General features: G+C 76.1%; 12 protein-coding genes. 3 read left to right on the top strand and 9 right to left on the bottom strand.

Features of this window, described 5'->3' with window-relative positions; translation table 11 throughout:
* The first annotated feature begins 231 nt into the window (after positions 1-231).
* Positions 232-1026 carry a dimethylargininase gene (gene ddaH / locus NT8_RS24665; RefSeq protein ID WP_157515965.1) on the top strand — a complete coding sequence of 265 codons (795 nt, stop codon included), beginning with the start codon at positions 232-234 and terminating at the stop codon, positions 1024-1026.
* Between the two features lie 5 nt (positions 1027-1031).
* On the opposite strand, the gene NT8_RS24660 is transcribed toward ddaH, so the two are convergent.
* The 6 genes from NT8_RS24660 to NT8_RS28945 all read right to left on the bottom strand — a co-directional run bounded on the left by NT8_RS24660 (position 1032) and on the right by NT8_RS28945 (position 6090).
* Positions 1032-1856 carry an oxygenase MpaB family protein gene (locus tag NT8_RS24660; protein WP_067974383.1) on the bottom strand — a complete coding sequence of 275 codons (825 nt, stop codon included), beginning with the start codon at positions 1854-1856 and terminating at the stop codon, positions 1032-1034.
* A gap of 99 nt (positions 1857-1955) precedes the next feature.
* Positions 1956-3161, bottom strand: a complete 1206-nt coding sequence (locus NT8_RS24655; RefSeq protein WP_067974381.1) for a cytochrome P450 — start codon at positions 3159-3161, stop codon at positions 1956-1958.
* A gap of 318 nt (positions 3162-3479) precedes the next feature.
* Positions 3480-3932, bottom strand: a complete 453-nt coding sequence (locus NT8_RS24650) for a MarR family winged helix-turn-helix transcriptional regulator (protein ID WP_067974378.1) — start codon at positions 3930-3932, stop codon at positions 3480-3482.
* Positions 3929-4555, bottom strand: a complete 627-nt coding sequence (locus tag NT8_RS24645; protein ID WP_067974375.1) for a DJ-1/PfpI family protein — start codon at positions 4553-4555, stop codon at positions 3929-3931. Before NT8_RS24645 ends, NT8_RS24650 begins: the two co-directional genes overlap by 4 nt.
* Positions 4556-4616: 61 nt before the next feature.
* Complete coding sequence (locus tag NT8_RS24640) at positions 4617-5579, bottom strand: sensor histidine kinase (RefSeq protein WP_084469249.1); 963 nt, start codon at positions 5577-5579, stop codon at positions 4617-4619.
* A complete protein-coding gene (locus tag NT8_RS28945) occupies positions 5569-6090 on the bottom strand; it encodes an STAS domain-containing protein (RefSeq protein WP_169805260.1) in 522 nt (173 codons plus the stop codon). Before NT8_RS28945 ends, NT8_RS24640 begins: the two co-directional genes overlap by 11 nt.
* Before the next feature lie 403 nt (positions 6091-6493).
* Here NT8_RS28945 and NT8_RS24635 point away from each other — a divergent pair, with 403 nt between their 5' ends.
* Entirely contained in the window at positions 6494-7270 is a 777-nt protein-coding gene (locus NT8_RS24635; RefSeq protein ID WP_067974369.1) for a bestrophin-like domain, read from the top strand.
* A 57-nt stretch (positions 7271-7327) separates the two neighbouring features.
* Here NT8_RS24635 and NT8_RS31375 read toward each other — a convergent pair whose 3' ends face one another.
* From NT8_RS31375 to NT8_RS24620, 3 genes are all read right to left on the bottom strand, one after another.
* Positions 7328-7966 carry a hypothetical protein gene (locus NT8_RS31375; RefSeq protein WP_067974367.1) on the bottom strand — a complete coding sequence of 213 codons (639 nt, stop codon included), beginning with the start codon at positions 7964-7966 and terminating at the stop codon, positions 7328-7330.
* Positions 7967-8194: 228 nt separating this feature from the next.
* Positions 8195-8491 (bottom strand): ubiquitin family protein, encoded by a 297-nt coding sequence (locus NT8_RS24625; protein WP_067974365.1) that lies wholly within the window; start codon positions 8489-8491, stop codon positions 8195-8197.
* 3 nt (positions 8492-8494) lie between these two features.
* Entirely contained in the window at positions 8495-9595 is a 1101-nt protein-coding gene (locus NT8_RS24620) for a WD40/YVTN/BNR-like repeat-containing protein (protein WP_067974362.1), read from the bottom strand.
* A gap of 205 nt (positions 9596-9800) precedes the next feature.
* Here NT8_RS24620 and NT8_RS30090 point away from each other — a divergent pair, with 205 nt between their 5' ends.
* Positions 9801-10085, top strand: coding sequence for an AbrB/MazE/SpoVT family DNA-binding domain-containing protein (locus NT8_RS30090; protein ID WP_067974359.1), 285 nt, complete (start codon positions 9801-9803; stop codon positions 10083-10085).
* Positions 10086-10170: the final 85 nt, after the last annotated feature.

Genomic DNA, 10170 nt, shown 5'->3' with positions numbered 1-10170 from the left:
GGGGTGGCCGGGGCGGGGTGTGGCTTGCGGGGGCGGGCAACGTGCGGGTGGGTGGGGGATGGTGGGGGAAAGTGCCGTCAGCGAGGTTGATCGCGCAACGAACGGGCGGATACGCACAATGATTCGCTCTTGGTCCCGGGAACCGCCCGGCCGTACTGTCGAGGCGTGACGCGTCCCTCCCTGCTCGGCTCTCCGGCCGCCGTGCGCACCGCCACGCCCCGGCACTTCCTGATGTGCCCGCCCACCCACTTCGCCGTCAGCTACGCCATCAACGCCTGGATGGACCCGGCCGTCCCCGTCGACCGCCGCCGCGCCCTCGACCAGTGGGAGCGCCTGCGCGACGTCTACACCGGGCTGGGCCACCGGGTGAGCCTGCTGGACCCCCGCCCCGGCCTGCCCGACATGGTGTTCGCCGCCAACGGGGCGGTCGTCGTCGGCGGCACCGCCTACGCCGCCCGCTTCCGCAACCCCGAGCGCACCGGTGAGGAGGCCGCGCACCTCGACTGGCTGCGCGCCAACGGCATCCCCGCCACCCCCTCCACCGCCGTCCACGAGGGCGAGGGCGACTTCGCGGTCACCGCCGACCTGATCCTGGCCGGCACCGGGTTCCGCACCGAGCAGGCCGCGCACATGGAGGCGCAGGAGCTGTTCGGGGTGCCGGTGGTGGGCCTGCGCCTGGTCGACCCCCGCTTCTACCACCTCGACACCGCGCTGACCGTGCTCGACGACGGCCGCGTCTCCGGCCGCCCCGACATCGCCTACCTGCCCGAGGCGTTCTCCCCGGCCGCGCAGCGGGTGCTGGCCGTGCTGTTCCCCGACGCGATCCGGGTGGCCGAGGCCGACGCGCTGGTGTTCGGGCTGAACGCCGTCAGCGACGCGTACAACGTGGTGCTGCCCGCGCAGGCCACCGGGTTCGCCGCGCTCCTCGCCGAACGGGGCTACCGCCCGGTGGGCGTGGACACGACCGAGTTCGCCCGGTCGGGCGGCGGCCCGAAGTGCTGCACCCAGGAGATCCGGCCGGCCTGAACCGGTCAGCGGACGGGCGTCCCCGGGGCGCCCGCCGCCCGGCGGTACAGCCGCCCGCGCGCCGCCCGGCGCCGCATGTCGCGCAGGACCGCGTCGCGCGGCAGCGTACGGACGGCGCGCGGTAGCCGCGGGTAGACGGTGCGCACCACCGTGAACATCCGGTCGAACCGCCGCTGCCGCCCGGGGTCCCAGGACAGCCCCAGGCCGTCGCGGACCTTCGGCGGGAGCAGCCCCGCGGCGATGAAGCGCTGCACCCGCATGGGCGGCCCGAGCAGCCGCTGCCGCGGGGCGAAGACCTGGCCGGTCAGGCGGCGCGCGGTGTCGTCCACCTCGATCGTCGCCAGGGTGTGCGCCCAGTAGGCGTCGAACGCGTCCAGGTCGGCCGGCCACCGGTCGGCGGGGCAGCCGAGGGCGGTGGCGAACACCGCCGCCTCGCGCAGCGCCGCCTCCTTCTCCGCCCGGGTGAGCGGACCGACGGACAGCTCGTACAGGGCGACGGCCCCGTGGAAGAGGGTGGCGGCCACCCACACCTGGAGGTCGGGGTCGAGGCCGTCGTAGCCGGGGCCGCGCACCCGCCGGTGCCGGCCGCGGACGAGCAGCCCCACCCGGCGGGCCTCGGCGGCGGTGCCGAACACGACCGTGTACACGAAGGTCAGGGTGCCGCGGAGCCGGTCGACGGGCCGGTGGACGAAGTCGCTGTGCTCGGCCACGCCGCGCCCCACGGCCGGGTGCGCGACCTGGAGGGCGATGGCGTAGCCGGCGGCGCCGAGGACGGCGGCCTCGCTGTTGATCCGCCGGAGTGGGGAGTCGGCGGGCAGTCCACGGTCCATGAGCGCATGCTAGGCCGCCGGGCGCGCCCCCGGGTGCGCCGGGTCCGGCGCGTCGCGGCGGCGGGGCCGGGCGGCGGCCGGTCCGGCGCCGCCGCCCGCCTACCAGGTCACCGGGAGTTCCCGGGGCCCGCGGACGACGCTGTCGCGCCACACCAGGTCGTCGGGGTGCTTGGCCAGGGCGAGCCGCGGCAGTCGCCGGACCAGGGTGCGCAGCGCCACCTGGAGTTCCACCCGGGCCAGGGCGGCGCCGACGCAGCGGTGCACGCCGAACCCGAAGGCCAGGTGCGGGTTCTCCTCGCGCAGCAGGTCCAGGGTCTCGGGGAAGGCGAACGCGCCGGGGTCGCGGTTGGCGGCCGACAGCTCGACGATGACCGCCTCGCCCGCCCGCACGCGGACACCGCCGATCTCGACGTCCTTGAGGGCGAAGCGGGGGAAGGACCCCATGGTGATGAGCGGGGTGAGCCGCAGCAGTTCCTCGACGGCCGAGGGCACCCGCTCGGGGTCGGCGACCAGTTCGCAGTAGCCGTCGCCGGCCAGCAGCAACACGAGGAAGTCGGGGATGAGGTTGGCCGTGGTCTCGTGCCCGGCGATGAGCAGGGTGCGGACCAGCGAGACGAGTTCGGGGTCGCTGAGCCGGTCGCCGGAGTCGCGGAGCCGGACGAGGGCGCCGATGAGGTCGTCGGTGGGGGTGTGGGCACGCCGGGCGACCAGCCCGGCGAGGTAGTCGTCGAGGGCGGTGCGGGCCCGCGCGGCGGCTTCGGGGTCGCCCGGGTCGGTGCTGAGGAGGGTTTCGGTGTGGCCGCGGAACAGTTCGCGGTCGGCGGCGGGGACGCCGAGGAGGTCGCAGACGACGCCGACCGGTAACGGCAGCGCGAAGTGCTCGACCAGGTCGGCGGGCGGGCCGTCCGCGAGGAGGCGGTCGACCAGCCGGTCGGCGAGGGCCTGGGCGCGCGGGCGCAGGTCCTCGACGCGGCGCGGGGTGAACACGCGGGAGACGAGGCGGCGGAGCCGGGAGTGGTCGGGGGGGTCGAGGGAGAGGAGGCTGTCGGCGGCGGGGTCGCGGGGGGTCACCCCGGGGATCTCGTGAGGGGCCACCCCGGCCCGGTGGGCGTCGCGGCCGAACTCCGGGGCGGTGAGCACCCGGCGCACGTCGTCGTAGCGGGTGACCAGCCAGGCGGGCCGGCCGAAGGGCAGGCGGACCCGGACCGGCGCCCCGTGGTCGCGGATGCGGCGCAGGTCGGCGGCCACGCCCAAAGGGTGGTCGGCGGGGAAGGGGAAGGAGGGGAGCGCGGGGTTCGCCGTCATGTCGCGGTCCTGTCGTCGGCGTGGCGTCCGGCGGAGGGCCGGACGCCTGCGGTCGGGGGCAGGGCGGGCCCGGGGGCCCGACGGGAACGGCGCCGTTGTTCTGTCCGCCACCCTAGGTTCGGCGGGGATTCGCGGTCACCTCTCCTTGCGGATAGAACCGGATCTCCGGAGGAAATGAGAACGGTAATCACCGTGGTCGGAAATGAAATTGCATTGTCGTCAATGCAGGGAATTATGCGTGTACGCGCCGCTCACCAGCCCGGATTCCGCGGTGCGTGCAACGGCGGCCGGTGCGCACACCCGCCGCCGTGCACCCGCTCATGCATTCCCGATGTCGTCCATCGCCGCCGACAGTTCCAGCAGGGCCGCCCGCACCCGGACGAACCCCTCGTCGCCCAGCCGCTCCCGCAGCCGCAGCGCCAGGTCCCGGTGCGCGGGTTCGATGCGGGCCACCGCGGCCCGGCCCGCGTCGGTCGGCGCCAGCAGCTTGGCCCGCCGGTGCGCCGGGTTGGGCAGGTAGGCGGCGAGCCCTTCCGCGACGAGCAGGTCGGCGACCCGCTGCGCGCTCTGCCGGGTGATGCCCATGACCCGCGCGGCGCCCGACACCGGCAGCGGTTCGCGCAGCACCGCCCCGAGCACCTGCCACCGCGCCGTGGTCAGCCCCGCCGGGCGGGCCATGCGCTCCGACTCCTCCAGGAACCGGCCGTGCAGCCGGAAGACCGCGAGCGCGGTGTCGGAGAGCAGCCCGCCCGGGTCGGGCCCGCCGCTCACGCGGCGCCCTCGCCGACGGCGGCGAACGCGCTCGGGTCGGAGTGCGCGAACAGCCGGTACCACGCGTGCAGCATCTCGGGGGTGTACACCTCCAGCCGGCCCAGCACCTCGCGGGCGAACGCCACCGGTGCGGTGGGGGAGGCGGTGATCAGGTCGCCGTCGGTCACGGCGTCGGCCTCGCGGTAGCGGGCGGCGCCCGCGTAGCCCGTGGCGGCCAGGTAGTCGGCCGCCGGGCCGGTGTGGTCGCGGTCGTCGAGCAGGCCCTCGCGGGCCAGCCCGGCGGTGGCGCCGCAGATGGCGGCGACGGGTACCCCGGCGCCGAGGAACGCGCGGGCGGTCCGGGCGAAGGGGGCGAGCCGCTCGGGGTCGGAGTCCCAGGCGCTCGCGCCCGGCAGGAGCAGCAGGGCGCTGTCGGCGGGGGAGAGGTCGGCCAGCGCGAGGTCGGGCAGGATGCGCAGGCCGCCCATGCTGGTGACGGGGTCGAGGGTGGCGCCGACCGTGACGACGTCGAAGCCGGCGGGGTCGCGGTGGTAGGTGGAGTCGCGCAGCTGCGCGACGGCGTGGCCGTACTCCCAGTCGGCGAGGGTGTCGTAGACGGCGAGGTGGACGGTGCGCTGAGTCATGACAGCATCCTGTCATGATGCCAGTGTGCTGTCAAGTTGACAGAATGCTGTCAATCCAAGGTCAGTGGATCGCCAGGTGCATCCGCACCACCGTCCGGCCGTTCGCCACCCCGATGTGCACCCGATCGCAGAGCTGGCGCACCAGCCACAGCCCCCGCCCGCACTCGTCGCGCGGCGGCGGGCACCCCGCGAACGGCCCGATCGCGGCGCCGCCGTCGCCGGAGTCGTCGGTGACCTCGCAGATCAGCTCGTCGTCCTCGGTCCAGAACCACACGCTGCCGCGCCCCGACCCGTGCAGCACGGCGTTGGCCGTGGCCTCGTTGACCGCGAACACCAGGTCGAGCGCCCGCGCCCGCGACACGCCCCGGCGCCGGGCGTAGGCCAGCGCCTCGTCGCGCACGCTCACCAGGTCCGACGCCGTGAACGGCCCGCCCATGGGGTCGACCGGGACCGGGGCGGAGCCGGGCTCCAGCGGCCCGGTGGAGTACACGGTCGGGTGGACGTAGTGCTCGCTCGGGCGCACCCGGCCGCCGCGCACGAGCTCCGGGTGGGTGCGCCGGCACTCGGCGACGATGCCCGCGGGCACCACCCGGGTGTCGTAGAGGCAGAGCACGGAGACGTCGGCCGCCCCGAACAGCACGTTGACGTGGGATTCGAGGTAGGTCCACGCGGCGATCTCGCGCGGGGAGCGCCCGGCCCACACCGGCTCGCAGAGGACGCGCAGCCGCCCGCCCGCCACCCGCGGCGCGTTCTGCCGCCAGTAGCGGTCGAGCGCGGCCAGCCGCTCGGGTGGGCGGTGCCCGAAGGCCACCGGCTCGGTGTAGTCGATCCACCCCGCCCGCGCGCCGAGCGCCCGGCGCAGCAGGGCGGTGTTGGCGCGCGGGACGGCGGCGAGCACGGGGTCGTCGCGGACCAGCCCGGCCTCGATGAACGGCACCGCCGCGGCCAGGTACTCGTCGTCGGAGGCGCAGACGCAGCAGCGGTGCGCCAGGCCGGGGCGCTCGACGGACATGTCAACGGACATCGCGCGCCCCGTCCACCTGGACGCGCGGGCAGACGTCGACGCTCGCCAGGCGGATCAGCCGGCGCACCCGGCCGGGCGGGACCCGCAGGACCAGCCGCCGACCGAACCGCAGCCGGGCGGCGGTGTCGGCCAGCAGCCGCAGCCCGCCCGCGTCGATCAGCCCCACGCGGGTGAGGTCGACGTGCAGGTCGCCCTCCCAGCCGACCGCGGCGCTGAGCGCGGCCTCGGCCTGCGACCGGGTGTCGAGGTCGATGTCGCCCGTGAACGCCAGGCCGCGCGGGGTGGAGGTGGCGGTGATGAGGAACCGGTGGTGGTCGTGTGCTGCGATGCCGATCGCCCCCCGGGCGCGCTCGTCGGTGCCGTCGGCCCGGTGCGGAGCACACCGGGGCCGGGGTGGGGCACGAGCGGCGGTCCGCGGTGGCCGCGGCCGCGGGGCGGAGGGACGGCCGGAACCGGGGTCGCCAACATATCGGTGACCACCCCCTTTTCGCTCCGGAAACCGAAAATTCATGGTCGCGGACCGCCTGCGGGGCGTCATTCCCGTCCGTGGAGGCCGACGCGCCGCGCGCCCCGACCTGGCGGCCAGGTCCGGGATCGCGCGGCCCGGTCGCCGGGCCCCTGGTCTGCGGTTCCGTGCCGCCGCTCGGTGATTCGCTGGGTGTCCGAAATTCGCGGCTCGTGCGGATGTCCGACGTCAGGAAAAAGGGTTCCATGACGTATTCACCGCGATTGCCGTCCGCATTCCGAAAAGGCGCTCCCCGGCGACCGGATCGGATTCCGCGAGTGGCCTGAGGGGAGCGCGGGGCCGTGGTAGCTGGAGAGGGACCTCCGGCGCGGGGGCGGCGCGGCCACCCCGCGCCGGGGGTCGCGGTGCGCCGGCGCCCCCGCCGGCGCCACGACCGATCGGGAGCGCCATGACCCTCAGCCTCGTGCTCGTCCTCTGCGTCCTCGCCCTGCTCTGCGTCGCCGGCGTGCTGGTGGTCCGCAAGTTCGGCATCTCCTCCGACGACTCCGACGGCGCCATCGGCACGCTCATCGCGCCGTGCGTGCTGTCCATCTACCTGATCGCCATGGCCATGGGCCTGGTCATCGGCTGGGAGAACAACCAGGGGGCGGGCGACGGCCTCACCGACGAGGCCGCCACCGCCACCGCCCTGTACTGGAGCACCGGCGCCCTGCCCGAGGAGCAGGGCGCCCGGGTCCGCGCCGACCTGCGCGACTACCTGGAGACCTCGGTCCGCGACGACTGGCCGCGGATGCGCGAGCGCGCGCTCAGCCCCGAGGGCGACACCGCCCTCCAGCGGCTGCGGACCAGCGTCCACGCGATCGACACCGGCGACGACCCGGCGGCCGCACTCGACCGGCTGACCGCCCGCCAGGAGGTCGCCGACCTCGCCGCGCAGCGGGTGCAGCGCGCCGACGCCGCCGGGAGCGAGATCCCGCGCGTGGTCACCCTCGCCGCCACCGTCAGCGCCCTGGCCGTGGTGGTGCTGCCGTTCGGCATGGGGGTGCGGGGCTCACGCACCCGGATCTTCTGGGCGCTGCTGAATCTGGTGTTCGTCGCGGCGACCGTCGTGCTGCTGCTCTACCTCGACAACCCCTACACCGGCGCGCTCGCGATCGGCCCCGACGCCCTCACCGCCGCGCTGGAGGGGTTCGACCGGATCGACGCCGCGATCGGCGCGGGCTGAGCCCGCGCGCCCGAGGACCGGGCGCGCGGGGTGTCGGTGTTGGTCGGGTGTCGGGTGTCAGCGCCGGGCGCCGGAGGCCCCCACCACGGCCGCGACGGCGATCATCACCACGAACACCATGATCTGCAACGGGGTGAACCCGTCGAGCCCCGCGCGCTCGGCGGGTTCGACCAGTGGCGCGGCGACCTGGACGGCGGGTTCGGGCCGGGGCTCGGGGGCCTCGGGCTCCGGAACCGGTGCGGCGACCGCCATGGGCGCGGGCGGCGGGTCGTCGGGTGGCGGGGGTTCGGGGGCGGGCTCGGCCGGCCGGACGGGGTCGGCCGGCGCCGGCTCCTCGGCCGGGGGCTCGGGCTCCGGCGGTGCGGGCGGCTCCGGCGGTGCGGGCGGTTCCGGGGGCTCGGGCGGCAGGGGCGGCTCGGGCGGCTCCGGGGGTTCCGGCGGCTCCGGGCAGTCGGGCGGTTCCCAGTGCGGCGGTTCCCAGTGCGGCGGCTCCCAGTGCGGAGGTTCCGGGAACGCCGGCGGCTCCGGCGGCAGCGGATGGTGCAGCGGCAGCCGACCGGCGGGCTCGGCGTGCGGCCCGCCGGGGGCGGTGTCGGCGGCGGCGGGCGCACCGCCGAACGCCGCGAGGGCGATGCAGCCCCCGACCGCCAGGCGCGCGGCGGTGCGGAGGCGGGGGGCGGGTCGGGGATGCGGCATGGAGGTCGCGGCTCCTCGTTCGGCCGGGTCACACGGTCCCCACCTTGTAACACGGGTCCGCCGGGCCGCCACCGCCCCGCCCGGCACCCCGCCCAGGCCGCCACCTGCGGGTTCGCGGTCCGGCGCGGGCCGCGACCGGGCCCCGGGACGGGCGTGCGGGCGCACCGCCGCCCCGGAACCCGGCCACCAGGTCGGCCGGAGGGCCGCCGCGGCCCGCGCCGGGCGGGGTCAGCCCCCGGCGACGGACGGCAGCACGCGGACCTCGGCGCCGGGCGGCACCGGGGCGTCGAGGCCGCCGACGGCGCGGCACTCGTCGTCGCCGACGAACACGTTGACGTAGCGCCGCAGCCGCCCCTGCTCGTCGCGGACCCGGCGGTCGAACCTCGGGTGGCGGTCGGCGACCGCGTCCAGGACGCCGCGCAGCACCACCCGGCCGTCGGCGCCGGGGGCCGGGGTGACGGTGAGGCGGGCGGCCCCGCCGCAGTCGGCCCGCAGGACGGTCGGGACCAGGACCAGGACCTCCACGGCCTACACCTCCACCGCGCGCACGCACAGGACGTCGGGCAGGTGCGCGGCCACCCGGGTCCACTCGCCGGAGTCGTCGGTGGTGGCGTAGACGTCGCCGGAGCGGGTGCCGAAGTAGAACCCGGGGACGTCGGCGCCGTCGGTGCACGCGCCGTCGCGCAGCACGATCCCGTAGTAGCGGCCGTCGGGCAGGCCGGCGTGGTCGGGCCGCCAGGTGGCGCCGGCGTCGTCGGTGCGGTGCACCTGCAGCCGGTTGTCGGGCGGCAGGTGGACCTCCTGGCTGACGACCGGGAAGGAGTACACGGTGTCGGGCCGGTGCGGGTGCGCCACCATGGCGAACCCGAAGTCGGTGGGCAGGCCGTCGGCGATGGAGGTCCATCCCGACGCGGGGTCGGCGCTGCGGTAGACGCCGTGGTGGTTCTGCGCGTAGAACCGGCCGTCGGCGGCAACGGCGACCTTGTGCACGCACTGGCCGTACTCGGGGGCCTCGTCGGGCAGGAAGCCCGCGCTGATCCCGCGGTTGGCCGGGTTCCACGAGGCGCCGCCGTCAAGGGTCTGGTAGACCCCGCCGGTGGACATGGCCACGGTCATGGCGGCGGGGTCGGTGTGCCCGGCGCGGACCGTGCCCGGCAGCACGGTGTGGATGGCGGCGCCGCCCGCCCCCGGCCACCAGTCGGCGCGGTGCGGGTGGTCCCACAGGGCGCGCACGAGTTCGAAGGACTCGCCGCCGTCGGCGGAGCGGAACAGGGCGGTGGGCTCGACCCCGGCGTAGACGGTGCCGGGCTCGGGGCCGAACGCGAACTGCCAGGCGCGGGTGAAGGAGGAGTCGACGTCCTCGGGGAAGGCGATGGGCGCCTGCTCGGGCTCGTTCCACGTGGCGCCGAGGTCGTCGCTGTGGAACACGCTCGGCCCGAAGTGGGAGCTCTCGGCCCCGGCGAGCAGGCGGCGCGTGTGCGGGTCGACGCCGACGGCGTACACGGCGCCGTAGCTGGCGAAGTCCTGGGGGTCGAGCCGGTGGGGCGGACCGACCTCCCAGGTGCGGCGGTCGTCGCTGGTTGCGGTGAACAGCCCCTTGCGGGTGCCGATGACCAGGAGGTATGCCATAGCGGCCTCCAAGAATAGTGGTACACCTCACTCTGGCACAGGTGTACGACATTCGGCCGCCGACCAGCCCGGACGCGCCGCCGCGCCGTGGCGCGCGGGAGTCGGTCCCGCGGGGGATCGGATGCATCCTGGGCGGAGGGCCGTTCCGGTCCCGGCCGCCGGTGCGGGGGCCGGGCGGCGCCCGGGGAGGAGAGCCATGTCGGGGATGAGCAGGGAACGCCGGCGCGCGGTGCTGGGCGGGGGGAACGCGGTCACGCTGCCCCGCGAGGTCGCCGCGGCGCTGGACGTCCATGAGGGGGACGAGGTCGAGTTCGTCATCGGCGGGGACGGCCGCGTCCTGCTCCGCGCGGCGGCGGATCGGGACGACCGGGCGCGGCCCCGCGACCGGCGGGCCGGGGAGGACGAGGTCGAGGAGGAGATCATGGGGGCGCTGGCCGAGGAGGCCGAGGACGTGGCGGCGATCTTCGACCCCCTGGACGACGGGCGCTGAGACCCCGGGGCGGTCCTCCCGCCCCCGGTTCCGCTCCTGTCGCGGCCGCCGGCGTCCTAGGTCGTGTTTTTTGAATCATTCCGAA

This window comes from Nocardiopsis trehalosi NBRC 14201 (assembly GCF_001552555.1).
GTDB classification, from domain to species: domain Bacteria; phylum Actinomycetota; class Actinomycetes; order Streptosporangiales; family Streptosporangiaceae; genus Nocardiopsis_B; species Nocardiopsis_B trehalosi.
The sequence above is the reverse complement of the archived record's forward strand: the minus strand, read 5'-3'. Positions and strand labels throughout refer to the sequence as shown.